This is a genomic window from Wenzhouxiangella sp. YN1, from assembly GCF_056324145.1.
Genome location: NZ_JBJNIO010000154.1, coordinates 112,574 through 128,428, shown reverse-complemented (window position 1 = coordinate 128,428; position 15,855 = coordinate 112,574). Strand labels below are relative to the sequence as shown.

13 protein-coding genes and 1 tRNA gene are annotated in these 15,855 nt (G+C 63.8%); 8 read left to right on the top strand and 6 right to left on the bottom strand.

What is annotated here, in order from left to right; genetic code table 11:
* Positions 1-88 precede the first annotated feature (88 nt).
* Positions 89-2,833 carry an aconitate hydratase AcnA gene (acnA, locus tag ACEWQZ_RS10445; protein ID WP_476483025.1) on the top strand — a complete coding sequence of 915 codons (2,745 nt, stop codon included), beginning with the start codon at positions 89-91 and terminating at the stop codon, positions 2,831-2,833.
* A 107-nt stretch (positions 2,834-2,940) separates the two neighbouring features.
* On the opposite strand, the gene ACEWQZ_RS10440 is transcribed toward acnA, so the two are convergent.
* Positions 2,941-3,426, bottom strand: a complete 486-nt coding sequence (locus ACEWQZ_RS10440; RefSeq protein WP_476483024.1) for an Lrp/AsnC family transcriptional regulator — start codon at positions 3,424-3,426, stop codon at positions 2,941-2,943.
* Between the two features lie 82 nt (positions 3,427-3,508).
* On the opposite strand from ACEWQZ_RS10440, the gene ACEWQZ_RS10435 reads away from it, so the two are divergent.
* Positions 3,509-4,753: a trans-sulfuration enzyme family protein gene (locus tag ACEWQZ_RS10435; protein ID WP_476483023.1), complete on the top strand. Its 1,245-nt coding sequence runs from the start codon at positions 3,509-3,511 to the stop codon at positions 4,751-4,753.
* Here ACEWQZ_RS10435 and ACEWQZ_RS10430 read toward each other — a convergent pair.
* Positions 4,665-5,138, bottom strand: a complete 474-nt coding sequence (locus tag ACEWQZ_RS10430) for a cyclic nucleotide-binding domain-containing protein (protein ID WP_476483022.1) — start codon at positions 5,136-5,138, stop codon at positions 4,665-4,667. The two genes, ACEWQZ_RS10435 and ACEWQZ_RS10430, sit on opposite strands and share 89 nt — an antisense overlap.
* A 222-nt stretch (positions 5,139-5,360) precedes the next feature.
* Between ACEWQZ_RS10430 and ACEWQZ_RS10425 the strand changes: the two genes are divergently transcribed.
* Positions 5,361-6,740, top strand: a complete 1,380-nt coding sequence (locus ACEWQZ_RS10425) for a YfcC family protein (RefSeq protein ID WP_476483021.1) — start codon at positions 5,361-5,363, stop codon at positions 6,738-6,740.
* A 191-nt stretch (positions 6,741-6,931) separates the two neighbouring features.
* On the opposite strand, the gene ACEWQZ_RS10420 is transcribed toward ACEWQZ_RS10425, so the two are convergent.
* The 4 genes from ACEWQZ_RS10420 to ACEWQZ_RS10405 form a co-directional block, all read right to left on the bottom strand.
* Positions 6,932-7,885 carry a ribose-phosphate diphosphokinase gene (locus ACEWQZ_RS10420; RefSeq protein ID WP_476483020.1) on the bottom strand — a complete coding sequence of 318 codons (954 nt, stop codon included), beginning with the start codon at positions 7,883-7,885 and terminating at the stop codon, positions 6,932-6,934.
* A gap of 31 nt (positions 7,886-7,916) precedes the next feature.
* Positions 7,917-7,993, bottom strand: a tRNA-Gln gene (locus tag ACEWQZ_RS10415).
* Positions 7,994-8,134: 141 nt separating this feature from the next.
* Positions 8,135-8,746 (bottom strand): lipoprotein insertase outer membrane protein LolB, encoded by a 612-nt coding sequence (gene lolB, locus ACEWQZ_RS10410; RefSeq protein WP_476483019.1) that lies wholly within the window; start codon positions 8,744-8,746, stop codon positions 8,135-8,137.
* Positions 8,743-10,479: a tetratricopeptide repeat protein gene (locus ACEWQZ_RS10405; RefSeq protein ID WP_476483018.1), complete on the bottom strand. Its 1,737-nt coding sequence runs from the start codon at positions 10,477-10,479 to the stop codon at positions 8,743-8,745. Before ACEWQZ_RS10405 ends, lolB begins: the two co-directional genes overlap by 4 nt.
* A 13-nt stretch (positions 10,480-10,492) precedes the next feature.
* On the opposite strand from ACEWQZ_RS10405, the gene hemA reads away from it, so the two are divergent.
* From hemA to cydB, 5 genes are all read left to right on the top strand, one after another.
* A complete protein-coding gene (gene hemA, locus ACEWQZ_RS10400) occupies positions 10,493-11,749 on the top strand; it encodes a glutamyl-tRNA reductase (RefSeq protein ID WP_476483017.1) in 1,257 nt (418 codons plus the stop codon).
* The gene (prfA, locus tag ACEWQZ_RS10395) at positions 11,746-12,837 is read left to right on the top strand and encodes a peptide chain release factor 1 (RefSeq protein WP_476483016.1); all 1,092 of its coding nucleotides are present in this window, start codon (positions 11,746-11,748) and stop codon (positions 12,835-12,837) included. Before hemA ends, prfA begins: the two co-directional genes overlap by 4 nt.
* On the top strand, positions 12,833-13,246 hold the full coding sequence (locus tag ACEWQZ_RS10390) for a secondary thiamine-phosphate synthase enzyme YjbQ (RefSeq protein ID WP_476483185.1): 414 nt from the start codon (positions 12,833-12,835) through the stop codon (positions 13,244-13,246). Before prfA ends, ACEWQZ_RS10390 begins: the two co-directional genes overlap by 5 nt.
* A gap of 105 nt (positions 13,247-13,351) precedes the next feature.
* Positions 13,352-14,758: a cytochrome ubiquinol oxidase subunit I gene (locus ACEWQZ_RS10385; RefSeq protein ID WP_476483015.1), complete on the top strand. Its 1,407-nt coding sequence runs from the start codon at positions 13,352-13,354 to the stop codon at positions 14,756-14,758.
* A 5-nt stretch (positions 14,759-14,763) separates the two neighbouring features.
* On the top strand, positions 14,764-15,771 hold the full coding sequence (cydB, locus tag ACEWQZ_RS10380; protein ID WP_476483014.1) for a cytochrome d ubiquinol oxidase subunit II: 1,008 nt from the start codon (positions 14,764-14,766) through the stop codon (positions 15,769-15,771).
* Positions 15,772-15,855: the final 84 nt, after the last annotated feature.

The window sequence follows — 15,855 nt, the reverse complement described above, 5'->3', positions numbered from 1 at the left end:
CCCGTGTTAAAATGCCGGGTTTCCGTTGTAGCGCCGCGGCAGGCGACCACGGTTCCGTCAAACGAAAATTTCTAACAGGAGAGTCCCCATGCGTGATGAGCTCGGCTGCCTCGATCACTTCAAGGCCAACGGCAAGGAATACGCCTTCTACAGTCTGCCCAGACTGGAAAAAAAGCACCAGAACGTCAGCAAACTGCCCTATTCACTTCGCATTCTGCTGGAGAACCTGGTGCGCTTCGAGGACGGCAGCAACATCACCGCCGATGACGTCGCCGCCCTGGCCGACTGGGACCCCAAGGCCGAGCCGAGCAAGGAAATCTCGTTCACGCCCGCGCGCGTCGTGCTCCAGGACTTCACCGGCGTACCCGCCATCGTCGACCTGGCGGCCATGCGCGAAGCGATGAAAGCGCTCGGCGGCAAGGCCGACCGCATCAACCCGCTGTCGCCTGCCGAACTGGTCATCGACCACTCCGTGCAGGTCGACAGCTACGGCCAGGCTGACTCGCTCGACCTGAACAATCAGATCGAATTCAAGCGCAACCAGGAGCGCTACGCGTTTCTGCGCTGGGGCCAGGGCGCCTTCGACAACTTCAAGGTGGTGCCGCCCAACACCGGCATTGTCCACCAGGTCAACCTGGAGCACCTCTCCCGCGTCGTCTTCGACGGCGAGGTCGACGGCCAGCCCATGGCCTGGCCCGACACTCTGGTCGGCACCGACTCGCACACCACGATGATCAACGGCTTGGGAATTCTCGGCTGGGGCGTGGGCGGCATCGAGGCCGAGGCGGCGATGCTGGGTCAGCCCATTTCCATGCTGATCCCTCAGGTCGTCGGCTTCAAACTCAACGGCAGGCTGCCCGAAGGCACCACGGCCACCGACCTGGTGCTGACCATCACCGACATGCTGCGCCAGAAAGGCGTGGTGGGCAAATTCGTCGAGTTCTTCGGCGACGGATTGAGCCACCTGCCGCTGGCCGACCGCGCCACCATCGGCAACATGTCTCCTGAGTTCGGCTCGACCTGCGCCATCTTCCCGATCGACGAGGAAACCATTCGCTACCTCAAGCTTTCCGGCCGCAGCGACGAGCGCGTCGAGCTGGTGCGCGCCTATGCCCAGGCCCAGGGCCTGTGGCGCAATGACGGCGACGCCGATCCGGTCTACACCGACGTGCTCGAACTCGATCTGGACGATGTGGTGCCCAGCCTGGCCGGCCCCAAGCGCCCGCAGGATCGCGTGCTGCTGAGCAAGTCAAAGAATACCTTCCTCAAGCAGCTCGCGGAGATGACAAAGGACCGCGACAACGACCGCGATCGCGCACTGGAGCGCTTTGCCGGCGAAGGCGGCGGTACCGCCGTGGGCGCCACCGACGTGCCCGGCACCGCCGAGGTCACTTACAAGGGCGAAACCTTCGCCCTGAACGACGGCGCGATCGTGATCGCTGCCATCACCTCCTGCACCAACACCTCCAACCCGGCGGTGATGCTCGGTTCGGCCATCCTGGCGCGCAACGCCCGCGCGAAGGGCCTCAACGTCAAGCCCTGGGTCAAGACCTCGCTGGCGCCGGGCTCGCGGGTGGTCACCGACTACCTGGAGAAATCCGGACTCGACAAGGATCTCGAAGCGCTGGGCTTCTACACCGTCGGCTACGGCTGCACCACCTGCATCGGCAACTCCGGCCCACTGCCCGAGCCGATCGAGGAGGCCGTCAAGGAACACGAGATCGTGGCCTGCTCGGTGCTTTCGGGCAACCGCAACTTCGAGGGCCGCATTCACCCCGAAGTCAAGATGAACTACCTGGCCTCGCCGCCGCTGGTGGTGGCCTACGCCATTGCCGGGCGCATGGACGCCGACCTGGTCAACGACCCGCTGGGCGAAGACCCCGAAGGCAACCCGGTCTATCTCAAGGACATCTGGCCCGACGCCCACGAAATTCAGGATTTCATCCGCGATAACGTCACCTCCGAGATGTTCTCCAAGAACTACAAGAGCGTGTTCGAAGGCGACGAGCTGTGGAACAGCATGGACACGCCTACCGGCGAGATGTTCGAGTGGGATGAAGATTCGACCTACGTGCGCAACCCGCCGTTCTTCGAAGGCATGGGCATGGAGCCCGAGCCGATCGGCGACATCACCGGCGCGCGGGTGCTGGCCAAGCTGGGTGATTCGGTCACGACCGACCACATCTCCCCGGCCGGCGCGATCAAGCCGGACTCCCCGGCCGGCCGCTACCTGCAGGACAAGGGCATCCAGCCGGCCGACTTCAACTCCTACGGCTCGCGCCGCGGCAACCACGAGGTCATGATGCGCGGCACCTTCGCCAACGTGCGCATCAAGAATCAGATTGCCGAAGGCACCGAAGGCGGCTTCACCACGTATTTCCCCGAAAAGGAAGTCATGCCGATCTACGACGCGGCCATGAAGTACCGCGACGACGCCACGCCGCTGATCGTCATTGCCGGCAAGGAGTACGGCTCCGGATCCTCACGCGACTGGGCAGCCAAGGGCACGCGCCTGCTCGGCATCAAGGCCGTGATCGCCGAAAGCTACGAGCGCATCCACCGCTCCAACCTGATCGGCATGGGCGTACTGCCGCTGACCTTCGTCAACGGCGAAAGCGCCGACAGCCTGGGCCTGGACGGCACCGAAACCTTCGACATTACCGGCCTGTCCGACGGCACCGAAAAGGAAGTCGACGTCAAGGCCGCCCACCCGGAAGGCAAGGAGACGACCTTCAAGGCCCGGGTGCGCCTGGAAACGCCAAAGGAAGTCGAGTACTACCGCAACGGCGGCATCCTGCATTACGTGCTGAGGGAGATGGCGAAAGCCGCCTGACTTTCGACCAGGCAATCAGGACAAAGAAAGGCCCGCCCGATCCGGCGGGCCTTTTTTTGTGCTCAACTCATGTCTTATCGAGCAATTCCAACCTGCAGAGCCGACCATCAGTTTTCGAATGTCAGATAGACCGGCAGCTCGTGATTGCGTCGGTGGGCGAAGATGAGCTGGGTTTCGATGTGATCGACTTCCGGGCGTTCGGTGAAGGCTGACAGGGCCAGCTCGCGCAGATGGGCCGAATCGCGCACCGCCACGTGCACCAGGTAGTCGTTGGCGCCGGCGACGTGGAAAATGGTGATGACCTCGGTCACGGTATCGAGGTGGCGCTCGAAGGCTTCAACGTCGGCTCTTGCGTGGCGCAACAGGCGTACCGCCACCATCGCTTGCAGACCGATTCCCAGTGGTTCGGGATCGACATCGGCGTGATATCCGGTCAGCACCCGCGCCATGCGCAGCCGGCGCACGCGGTCCAGGCAGCTCGATTGCGCCAGGCCGGCCTTCACGGCCAGCTCCTTGTTCGAGATCCGGGCATTCTTCCGCAGGAGCCGCACGATACGCACATCTTTCGCATCTAATTCAATATTTGAACTCATATTCGCTACTTATTCGTTTTGCACCAGAAAACACGAATATAACGCTAAACTGTGCGCAATTGAACCACTCGGGAATACGTCAATGAGCCACTACAACCACACGCTGGGCGTACACGCCGGCCGTGAGGATCTGCGTGAGCTGGGCGTCCACGCCCTGCCCGTCGATCTGTCGACAACCTATCCTCTGCAGAACCTGGAAACCGGCACCGCCAGCCTCGATGCTCTGGTTGCCGGCCAGGAGGATGCCGACAACCCTGTCTACGCGCGCCTGCTCAACCCGACCGTTGCGCGATTCGAGAAAGCCCTGGCCCGGCTGGAAGACGCCGAAGCCGCCGTGGGTTTTGCCTCCGGCATGGCAGCACTGACCGCCATTGTGCTGGCCACGCAGGAGCGCGGGCGGGAAATCGTCGCGGTGCGTCCGATTTACGGCACCAACGACCACCTGCTTGAAAGCGGACTGCTTGGCAGCCGGGTGAAGTGGACCACCGCCGACAAGGTCGCCGAAAGCCTCTCCGAAAAGACGGCTTTTGTCCTCATCGAGACGCCGGCAAACCCGACCTTGGAGCTGGTCGACATTGCCGATGTCGTGCGCCAGGCCGGCGATGTGCCGGTGGTGGTCGACTCCACTTTCGCAACACCGGTTCTGCAGCAGCCACTGGCAATGGGTGCGGCGATGGTGCTCCATAGCGCGACCAAGTTTCTTGGCGGACACGGCGACGTGATTGCCGGCGTCGTGGCCTGCAGCGAGTCGATGGCCGCCGGCCTGCGACAGGTTCGTGTGGCCACGGGCGCCCTGATGCACCCCTGGGCCGCCTATCTGCTTCACCGCAGCCTGCCGACGCTGAAGCTGCGCGTCGAGCGCGCACAGCACACGGCCGGGGAGCTGGCCGAGCGGCTGGCCGGCCACGCCGACGTAAAACAGGTGTTTTACCCCGGCCGGAACACCTCGGCTCAGCGCGCGCTGCTGGAGCGGCAGATGAGCGGTGGCGGCTGCATTCTTGCCTTCGAGCTGAAGGCCGGCTACCCCGCCGCCGCTGCGGTAATGCAAAACGTATCGCTGATGATGCCGGCCGTCAGCCTCGGCTCGGTGGACACGCTGATTCAGCACCCCGCCGGCCTGACCCATCGCGTCGTTTCCGAACAGGGGCGCGAGTCAGGCGGTATCGGCGAGGGCCTGCTGCGGCTGTCGGTCGGCCTGGAAGAGGCCGACGACCTGTGGACCGACCTGGATCAGGCGCTTACGGCAGCCCGGCGGGCGCCCACTGATCCATCATCTTGCGCTGGGCCGACTCCAAGCGCGTCCCCATCAGCGCCGAAAACCGCCTGAGCAAGGCATAGCCGAACCGCGGCTCACTCTCTGCGCGCTCGAGAATCGCCGGGCCATCAAAATTCAGCACCCGGGTCTCACCCGAGGCCCGGGCGTTGAAATGCCAGCGATAGGGCTCGATAAGCCAGGACCAGCCGAAGTACTTGCCTGTTCCCAGGCGGGCGATTTCCAGGCTCGGTCCGGTCAGAGCCGGCACCTCGACCACCAGTTCGCCTTCCAGAACCAGAAAGAAGCGATCGGCTTCGTCGCCGTGCTTGACGATGAGTTGACCATCATCAAACGCCGTTTCCCTGGCATGCTGGGCCAGCCAGTCACGATGCTCGGCTTCCAGATCATGGAAAAAATCAGACTGCTCGAGGTGTTTCGCGATATCGCGTGCTTGCATGAGACCACTCCGTTGTAGCGATTGTCTACTCTACCCTTTCAAGTCTGGCGACAACGCCACTGGGCGTCAATTCCATCAGGCTGCGCATCCTGAGCCGCCACGGCACTGGCCCGCAACGATGACAGGCCGGCGCCTTTCTGCCAGAATAGCGCGCTTGCAGGCAGGCATGGGCCGACTCCGGCCCGGCGCCTGGCCGCCCGCCTTCAAGGGAGATCGGGGACCATGCCCAAAACGCTGAAGATGCCGCACACGCTGGTGCTGATGTTCATCATGATGATCGTCGCCCTGGCGCTGACCTGGGTGCTGCCGGCCGGCAGCTTCGAGACGCTCACCAACGAGCAGGGCCGCGAGGTGGTGCAGCCCGGCACATTCGACCTGATCGAAGAAGGCGGCCGGCTCTCGCCCTGGGAGCTGTTCACCGCCGTGCCCCGGGCAATGGCCGATGTGCAGGGCATCATATTCTTCGTGCTGATCATCGGTGGTGCGCTGGCGGTCATCCGTCACACCGGTGCCATCGAGGCATTCCTGGGCACGATCATCCGTCAGGTCGGCGACAGCGCCTTCTGGCTGATTTCCCTGGGTGTGTTCCTGTTTGCCGCCGCCTCGGCCACGCTGGGCATGGCCGAGGAGTACATCCCCCTGGCCGCCATTCTGATCTCGCTGTGCGTGGCCATGCGCATGGACACGGTCGCCGCCATCGGCATCATGGTCGTCGGCTACTGCGTCGGCTACGGCGCTACCCTGATGAACCCCTTCACACTCATCATCGCCCAGGATATCGCCGAGCTGCAGCCTGCCTCGGGGATGGGCTACCGCGCCGTCATCTTCTGGCCGTTTCTGGCCATCGGCATTCACCACGTCTGGGCCTATGCGCGCAAGGTTCAGCAGGATCCGGAAGCCAGCCTGGTTTACGGCATCGAATCGGCCCAGCCGCCCGATGAGGAAGAGCTGCCGGCCATGACCGGACGGCGCGTCGCAATTCTGGTGGCCACCCTGGCCGCGCTTGCTGTGCTCGTCTACGGCATCATCGGCCACGATTGGTATCTGATCGAGCTTGGCGCGATGTTCATCGCCCTGTCGATAGTCGTCGCCCTGATCGCGGGGATGTCGTTCGACGAGCTGGCAAAAAGGTTTTCTCTGGGCGCCTCGGAGCTGGCCGGCACCGCGATCCTCATCGGCTTTGCCCGTTCGATCGCGCTGATCCTGGAAGACGGCCAGGTACTGCATACCATCGTCAACGGCCTGGCCAGCCCGCTGATCGACCTGCCCGCCGAGCTGTCGGCCGTCGGCATGCTCGGCATCCAGTCGCTGATGAACATCTTCGTGTCCTCGGGCAGCGGACAGGCCTACCTGACCATGCCGCTGATGGCGCCGATCGGCGATCTGGTGGGCATCAGCCGACAGGTGTCGGTGCTGGCCTACCAGTTCGGCGACGGCTTCATGAACATGATCGTACCGACCAACCCGGTACTGATGGGCATCATCGGCCTGGCGGGCATTCCCTACGAACGCTGGTTTCGCTTCGTGTTTCCGCTGATTCTCAAGCTGCTGGCGGCTGCGGCCGTCGCCATGGTCATCGCGGTGATGATTGGATATAACTAAGGGAGGATAGTGGGAAGTGTTTAAGTGTTTAAGTGTTTAAGTGTGAAGTGTAAAAAGATGGCCTGCTGAGTCGGGTTTCAAGCTGTTGCCTCACACCTCACATCTCACGCCTCACACCTTTCCCCTGCCACTTTCCCCTTCACACTTCACACTTCACACTTCACACTTCACACTTCACACTTAACGACTTATCAGTCGACGTAAAGCGAGCTGACCGACTCGCCTTCGGCCATGCGGCGCATGGTCTCGGCCAGCATCTGGGCTACCGAAAGCTGGCGAATGCGGCCGGTATCGCGGGCGGCGTCGCTCAGGGGGATGGTGTCGGTAACCACGATCTCATCAAGGCTCGAGTTGTTGATGTTGTCAATTGCCTTGCCCGACAACACCGGATGGACGCAGTAGGCCACGACTTTCACCGCGCCTTTTTCCTTGAGCGCGCCGGCGGCTGAACAGAGCGTGCCGGCGGTATCAATCATGTCGTCGACGAGCACGCAGATCTTGCCGTCGACATCACCGATGAGGTTCATCACCGTCGCTTCGTTGGCATGCGGCCTGCGCTTGTCGATGATGGCCAGCTCGCAATCCAGACGCTTGGCGATGGCGCGGGCGCGCACGACGCCGCCCACGTCAGGCGAGACGACGATGATTTCCTCTGAGGTGTAGTGCTTCCAGATGTCGGCCAGGGTCAGCGGCGAGGCGTAGACGTTGTCTACCGGCACGTCGAAAAAACCCTGAATCTGATCGGCGTGCAGGTCGACGGTGACCACGCGGTCGGTGCCGGCCGTGGAAATCATGCGCGCGGCCACTTTGGCTGTAATGGGTACGCGCGAGGAACGCGGGCGGCGATCCTGGCGGGCATAGCCAAAATAGGGAATGATCGTCGTCACCCGGTAGGCCGAAGCGCGCTTGAGGGCGTCGATCATGACCAGCAGCTCCATGAAGTTCTCTGCTGCTGGCTGGCAGGTTGGCTGAACCAGGTAGATATCGCGGCCGCGAACATTTTCCATGATCTCGACCATGACTTCCCCGTCGCTGAAGCGCCCGACGTTGGCGCGCCCCATCGGCACACCCAGGTTTTCAGCGATGGCCTGGGCAAGCTCCGGGTTCGCATTCCCGGCAAATACCATCAGCGATGGATGACTCAAGAAAACACCCTTCTTGATTGCGGCTGAAAAATGGCAGGGACGGCAGGACTCGAACCTGCGAATGCGGGGATCAAAACCCCGTGCCTTAACCAGCTTGGCGACGTCCCTGCAAGGTGAAACCTTTTGCGCCGACGCACTGCGTGAGTGTCATCGATCGCTGCGGTCGTCATTATAACGATTTTTCGCTGCGCTTCGACCCCCACCTGCCGGCGCAAAATCCTGGCGCCGGAAAAACGTCCGTAGCGGCTGTCATTCCGGGCCTTCGAACTGCCACTCGCCAATCACTATCCTGACGCGATAGTCGCCCGAGTGCGCCTCCAGACGGGTGGGCAGAAGCCTGGCGTCGATTTGCTCGAAGCGCTGATATTCGAGCGTCCAGTCCGCCCCGGTCACGCCCTGAAGGGTACCGTCGTCGGCAAAGCGGACGTCACCGCCTCCGGGCGGCACCAGGCCGCGAATCCACCAGGCCAGTGCAGCCACCGGAATCGGCCAGCCAACGGCCTGCTCGACCAGCGGATCGGGTGTTGCGCCCGCCAGTTGCCCCACATCGCTGCCCTTCAGCCTGGCGCCTTGCGGGGCGAACCACAGCCGCCACTGACGGCCGCCAGCCGTGGTGCGCAGGTGAATCCGGTGCGCGTCGCCCTCGGCCTGCCAACTGAAGCCGAGCGAGCCGCCACGCCGACCATCGTAGAGCCCGACCCGGCCAGAGATATGCCAGTTGGGATGTTCGGCAAACCATGCCTCGCGCTCCGCCAGCCAGGCACCGGCCGGGCGCGGCTCACGCGTGGCGCAGGCACTCAGCAACAGGCACAGGCCGAGCAGCGCCGAAAGGCGCAGGCAATACGCGCTGTGGGCTGTCACTGCAGACGATCCAGACGCTCGAGCGTGGCGCGCAGATAGCCATCGTCGGGATGCCTGGCCAGCGCATGCTCGCTCAAGCGTCCGGCTTCTTCACCGTGCCCGGTCTGATCGAGCACCTCAATCAGATGCGCCATGATTTCCGCATCGGGGCTGCCTTCCAGCGCCCGGCGAAGATAATCGAGAGCTTCTTCACCACGTCCCAGCTTGTAGAGCACCCAGCCCATCGAGTCGAGGGTCGCAACATCGTCGGGGTCGAGTTCCAGCGCTCGCTTGATCAGGCGATAGGCCTCCTGGTGCCGATCGGTCTGATCGGTCAGCGTGTAGCCAAGCGCATTCAACGCCATCGCATGATCCGAGTCCATCTGGATGACCCGGCGCAAATCCTGCTCGGCAAGATCGACATCGCCGGCGGTTGCCGCGCTGAGCGCACGCGCGTACAGCAGGTCGGTGTTGCTCGCGTTGTCCATCAGTGGCTTGCGCAACATGGCAATCGCGTCTTCGGCTCGACCGTTGCTGCGCAGCATTTCCGCCTCGATCAGCCAGGTATCGAGCACCAGGTCATGCTCAGCACCTTCACGCAGCTCGGCAAGCAGCGCCCGGCCGGCGTCAACCCGCCCGAGCCGGCCCAGGGTGACGGCGCGGCGAAGCAGCGACTCCTGCTTGCGCGCCGGGTCGGACACACGTTGGTACCAGTTCAGTGCGGCCTGATCGTGGCCCATCAGCTCGGCCAGGCGGGCCACCAGAAATGCATGGCTGTCGCCCCACTCCGACTCGGGCAGACCGCGCAGGCGCTGCCACGCAGCTTCGGCCCGGGCTTCGTGTCCCAGCTGGGTCAGATACACACCCAGGGTATACAGCGTGCCGGTGCTGTCGGGCAATTCTTCCAAGAGCTCCACCGCTTCATCCTGGCGTTCGAGCTGTCGCAGCACTTCAGCTTCTGCCAGCGCCAGAGAAAAGTCTTCGGGATGGCTGACCCGCGCCTGTCGATACAGCGTCAGGGCCTGTTCGAAATCGTCGCTGTCAACCGCCAGCTCGGCCGCCCAGATCAGATGATCGATCTGGCCGCTGGCCTCGGCGGCCTCCAGCGCTTCGGCAAATGCAACGCCTGGCTCGCCCAGCCGCCGGTGGAGAATGCTGCGGGCGTGGGCCAGTTCACCTACCGGCGCCTGCTCGCCGCGGGCGCGCTGCAGGCGGTCGAACACTGCCCCGGCCGCCTCGGCATTACCGGTTGCCGCCAGCAGCATGGCCGCGCGACGCCACCAATCCGGCGACTCGGCCGAATGCTCCCGATCGAGCCACTCGGTCATGGCGGCCATCGCTTCGTCCGGCTGAGAGCGGTTGACCCGCGCTATAATACGCACGTGGTGGGCGGAATCGGCATCGTCATCCAGCGCCAGCCAGCGCTCGGCGGCCGCGCTCGCTATCGACCAGCTGTCGAGCTGCACGGCCAGGCGGGTGACCATCCGGGCCACCTCGGGGTCGCTGGAAGCGCGTGCCGCTGCCAGGTACTCCTCGAGCGCCGATGCATACTCGCCCACGTCAACCAGACGCTCGGCGGTGGCGATATGAAACATCGCTTCCGCCGACGGCGACGCCGCAGCGTCGAGGTCGTCATCTCCGTCCTGCTCCGGGCTCATGCTGGCGCAGGCTCCGAGCAACAGGCACAGGCTGCCGGCCAGCAAGGTCAGCTTGCACTGCCGAGCGGCGAGTAGGAAAATTGTCAGTTTGTCCATGAACCGGTCCTGCATGTCGCTTTTCACCCTGGGAATCAGCCACCAGACTGCGCCGATCAGCATCCGCGAACGAGTGGCTTTCGCGGCCGAAGCGCTGCCCGAGGCGCTGGCCTCGCTTTCGGCAGTGCCCGGTGTGGAGGGCTGCAGTATCCTGAGCACCTGCAACCGAACCGAGCTCTATATCTCGTCGCAACAGGCTATCACGCGCAGCGTAACGGATTGGTTACACCAATGGCACGGGCTTGCGCCCGGCCAGTTCCGCGAACACATCTATCAGCTTGAACACGCCGCCTGTACCTACCACCTGATCAAGGTCATTTCCGGCATGGACTCGATGATCATCGGCGAGCCGCAGGTCGGCGGGCAGGCCAAACAAGCGTGGCAGCAGGCGCAGAGCGCCAGAACACTGGACAGCAGGCTCGATCGCATGTTCCAGCACGCTTTCGCCGCGTCCAAGCGCGTACGCAGTGAAACCGGCATCGGGCGCGATCCGGTCACCCTGCCCTTCGCCGCAATGCGCCTGGCCCGACAGATTTTCGGCAGCCTGGATTCCCTGCGAGTCCTGTTGATTGGCGCCGGCGAGATGATCGAGGACTGCGCCACGCATTTCCATGCCAGCGGACTGAATGCGCTCACCATCGCCAACCGCAGCGCCGAACGGGCCAGCGACCTGGCCGAACGTTTCGAGGCGCGGGCCGCTGCGCTCGACGAGCTGCCCGAGCTGCTGGCCGAAAGTGACCTGATCATCGCCTGCACCGGCAGCCCCCGAGCCATCATCGACCGACCGATGTTTCGCGAGGCGCTGCGCGCCAGACGCCAGCAGCCGATGTTTGCGCTCGATTTGTCGGTGCCGCGAAACATCAGCGCTGACAGCGCCAGCCTGAACGATCTGTATCTGTATACCATCGATGACCTGCGCGCGATCGTGGAGTCGGCTCAGCAGCAACGGCAGCAGGCGCTTCAGGAGGCCAACGCCATTGTCGAGTCGGAAGTGGCCACCTTCGAGCGCTGGCTGCGACTGCAGGGCACTTCAACCACGCTCCGGAATCTGCGTCAGCGGGCACAGGGCGAGCGCGACCAGCTGCTCGAGCGCGCACAACGGGAACTTCAGCGCGGCGCAGATCCCGAAGCGGTCATGCGCAAGCTGTCGCACCGGCTGGTCAACCGCCTGCTGCACGGACCGAGCATTCGCATCAGACAGGCGGCTGAAGCCGGCGACGAAGACTTGCTGGCCGCCGCACGCTTCTATTTCACGGACGACGATCAATGAACCAAGGCATGCGTCAGCGACTCGCCGAGGCCGGGGAGCGCTTTGAAGAGGTCGAGCAGCTCCTCGCCAGCCCCGAAGTGATCGGCGATCGCCACCAGTTCCAGAAGCTCTCGCGCGAGTATGCCGAGCTCGAACCGGTCATCGGGGTCTGGCAGCGCTACCGCAACAACGAATCGGCCATGGAAGAGGCACAGGAGCTGCTCGAGGGCGGCGACGACGAAATGCGCCAGCTGGCGCGCGACGAGCTCGATTCTCTGGCAGCAGAAACCGCATCGCTCGAGCAGCAGCTGCAGCGGCTGCTGCTGCCGCGAGATCCCAACGACGAGCACAACATCTTTCTCGAGGTGCGCGCCGGCACCGGCGGTCAGGAGGCCGGCATCTTCGCCGGCGATCTGCTGCGCATGTACGCGCGCTACGCCGAGCGGCGCGGCTGGCAGGTGGAAATCATGTCGGCCCAGGAGAGCGAGGCCGGCGGCTTCCGGGAAGTGATCGCGCGCATCATCGGCAAGGGCGCCTGGTCGCGGCTGAAGTTCGAGTCAGGCGTGCATCGTGTCCAGCGCGTGCCCGAGACCGAATCCCAGGGCCGGGTTCACACCTCGGCCTGTACCGTCGCCATTCTGCCCGAAACCGACGACATCGAATCGGTCGATATCGACCCCAGCGAGCTGCGCGTCGACACCTATCGCTCCTCCGGCGCCGGTGGTCAGCACGTCAACACCACCGACTCGGCCATTCGCATTACTCACCTGCCGACCGGCATCGTCGTGGAATGCCAGGACGAGCGCTCGCAGCACAAGAATCGTGCGCGCGCCATGAGCCTGCTCAACGCCCGCCTGCTCGAAGCCCAGGTGCAGCAGCAGCGCGACGAACGGGCGGCCGAGCGCAAGCTGCAGGTCGGCTCCGGTGATCGCTCCGAACGTATCCGCACCTACAACTTTCCGCAGGGCCGGGTCACCGATCACCGCATCAACCTGACGGTGTACGACCTGGACAAGATCATCGACGGCGAGCTCGAAAGCGTGATCGCGCCGCTGGTCGAGGCTCATCAGGCGGAACTGCTGGCCGAACTGACCAGTCAAAGCCATTGACATGCACCAGAACGAGCTTGTAATCGACACCAGCGGGCGCGGACTGATCGACATCAGCGACCGCATTGCCGCCGAGGTCACCGCCAGTGGCATCACGACCGGACTGTGCCACGTCTTTCTGAAACATACTTCGGCCTCGCTGCTGATCAACGAAAATGCCGACCCGGACGTTCAGCGCGACCTCGAGACCTTCTTCACCGACCTGGTACCCGACGGCGACGCCCGCTTCCGCCACCGCGCCGAAGGGGACGACGACATGGCCGCCCATGTGCGCCTGGCGCTGACGCATACCGAGCTCACCATCCCGGTCCGCGCGGGCGCGCTGGCGCTGGGCACCTGGCAGGGTATCTTCTTGTGGGAACACCGCTACCGGCCGCATCGGCGCCACATCATGATCACGATCCAGTAGCCAAGCGGAGAACGCAAAACCCTCAGTCCGATAGATGCATCGCCCATATATTATATTAGGGGCTTATAATGCAGGGACCACAAGCCGGAAAAGGAGCCACCAACCATGGAGCTGGACCCGCTTCTTCTGTCTAGAATCCAGTTTGCCTTCGTGGTGTCATTTCACGCCATCTTCCCGGTCTTCACCATCGGGCTGGCCTCTTATATCGCGGTGCTCGAAGGGCTTTTCTATCGCACACGACGCCCGGTCTATCTGCGCCTGTCGCAATTCTGGACCAAGGTCTTTGCCCTGGTCTTCGGCATGGGCGTGGTCTCGGGCATCGTCATGTCGTTCCAGTTCGGCACCAACTGGAGCGTATTTTCCTATCAGGCGGCCAATTTCTTCGGCCCGATGCTCAGCTACGAGGTGGTCACCGCCTTCTTCCTCGAGGCGACGTTTCTGGGCGTCTTGCTGTTCGGGCGCGACAAGGTGCCGGCCGGCGCGCATCTGTTTTCGGCCTGCATGGTCGCATTCGGCACGTTCATGTCGGCTTTCTGGATTCTCGCCGCCAACAGCTGGATGCAGACGCCGGCCGGGGTGGAAATGGTCGACGGCACCTTCAGCGTGACTTCATGGGTTCAGGCGATTTTCAACGCCTCGCTGCCCTACCGGTTTGCGCATATGGTCTTGGCCTCCTTCATCTGTGGCGGGTTCGTCGTCGCCGGCGTCAGCGCCTGGTACCTGCTCCGGGGCCGCCACCGCAACAGCAGCCTGACGGCGCTGAAGATGAGTCTGCTGCTGCTGGCCATCGCCACGCCGCTGCAGCTGCTGATTGGTGACCTGCACGGACTCAACACGCTGGAGCATCAGCCGGCCAAGGTCTCGGCCATGGAAGCGCACTGGGAGACCCAGCGCGGTGCGCCCCTGATCCTGTTTGCCGTGCCCGATGCCGCCGCCGAAAAGAATCATTTCGAGATCGGCATTCCCCGCCTGGGCAGCCTGATCCTGACCCACAGCGCCGATGGCGAGGTGCCGGGGCTCAAGGCGGTGGCACGCGAGGATCGACCGCCGGTCGGCATCGTCTTCTGGAGCTTCCGCGTCATGGTCGGCCTGGGCCTGATCTTCATCGCCGTGGCGGTTGCCGGCGCGGTCCAGGTGCTGCGCCGCCGTCTCGAGCATTCACCACGGCTGCTACGCCTCATTTCATGGATGCCACCGCTGCCTTTCATCGCCGTGATTGCAGGCTGGTTCGTGACTGAAATCGGCCGCCAGCCCTGGATCGTCCAGGACCTGATGCGCGTCAGCGAAGGCGTCACGCCGTCGCTCGGCGGCGGCGTGGTGCTGGCTACGCTCCTGGGCTACATCGCGGTGTATGCCGTCGTTTTCACCGCCGGGCTGACATATCTGCGCCGGGTGATCGTCCTCGGGCCGGCGGCCGACCCCGAAGAGCCGGAGCATGACGGCGCGCACCCCAAACGACCCTGGTCGGCCGTGGACGAGCCGACCGCTTCGCACCCCGAGACAAGGAGCTGAAGATCATGGAACTGCTCGATCTGACCCTGATCTGGGTTTTCGTCATCGGCCTGGGCGTTTTCATGTACGTCCTGATGGACGGCTTCGACCTGGGCGTCGGCATTCTTTTCCCCTTTGCGCCTGACGATCGGGCGCGCGACGATCTGATGAACTCCGTCGCCCCGGTGTGGGACGGTAACGAGACCTGGCTGATCCTTGGTGGCGCCGGCCTGCTCGCGGCCTTCCCGATGGTCTACGCTGTGTTTCTTCCGGCGCTCTATATCGGTGTCTTCCTGCTGCTGGCCGGCCTGATCTTCCGCGGCATTGCCTTCGAGTTCCGCTTCAAGTCGCACGAGCACCACCGCCACTGGTGGGACCGCTCCTTCTGGCTCGGTTCGACCGTCGCCTCCTTTGTCCAGGGCGCCGTCGTTGGTGCCTACATTCAGGGCTTCGAGGTCGAGGGTTTTTCCTACGTTGGCGGAACGTTCGACTGGCTGACGCCGTTTACCGTCATGACCGGCCTGGGCGTGATTGCCGGCTATGCCCTGCTGGGCGCAACCTGGACCATTCTCAAGACCGAAGGTGAGACCCGCGACTGGGCCTGCCGCATGGCGCCCGCGCTGCTGGCAGTGGTCATGGTCTTCTTCATCGTCGTCAGCGTCTGGACACCGCTGACCAGCGAACACGTGCGTGCGCGCTGGTTCGATCAGGTGTCGGTGCTGTGGGCCTTTCCGATTCTGGCCGTGGCGTCTGCCGCCTGGATTTATCGCAAACTCCGGCAGCGCTCGGATGTCGCGCCCTTCATCGGCTCGATGACGCTGTTCGCGCTGTTCTATCTCGGGCTGCTGGCGTCCATGTGGCCCTGGGCCGTGCCGCCGGAGCACACCTTCTGGGACGCGGCATCCGACCCCGGAACGCAGCTGTTCTTGCTGCTGGGCGTACTGTTTCTCTTGCCCATCATACTGGGCTATACGGCCTGGACCTACTGGGTGTTCCGCGGCAAGGTCAAACCCGGCGAAGGCTACAGTCACTGACCAGCCGGACACGCCAGCATCACTCACGCAGGGCAGACAGACAATGATTGGCTGACGGCGCAGGAACCCGCCGGCTTTCGCGCC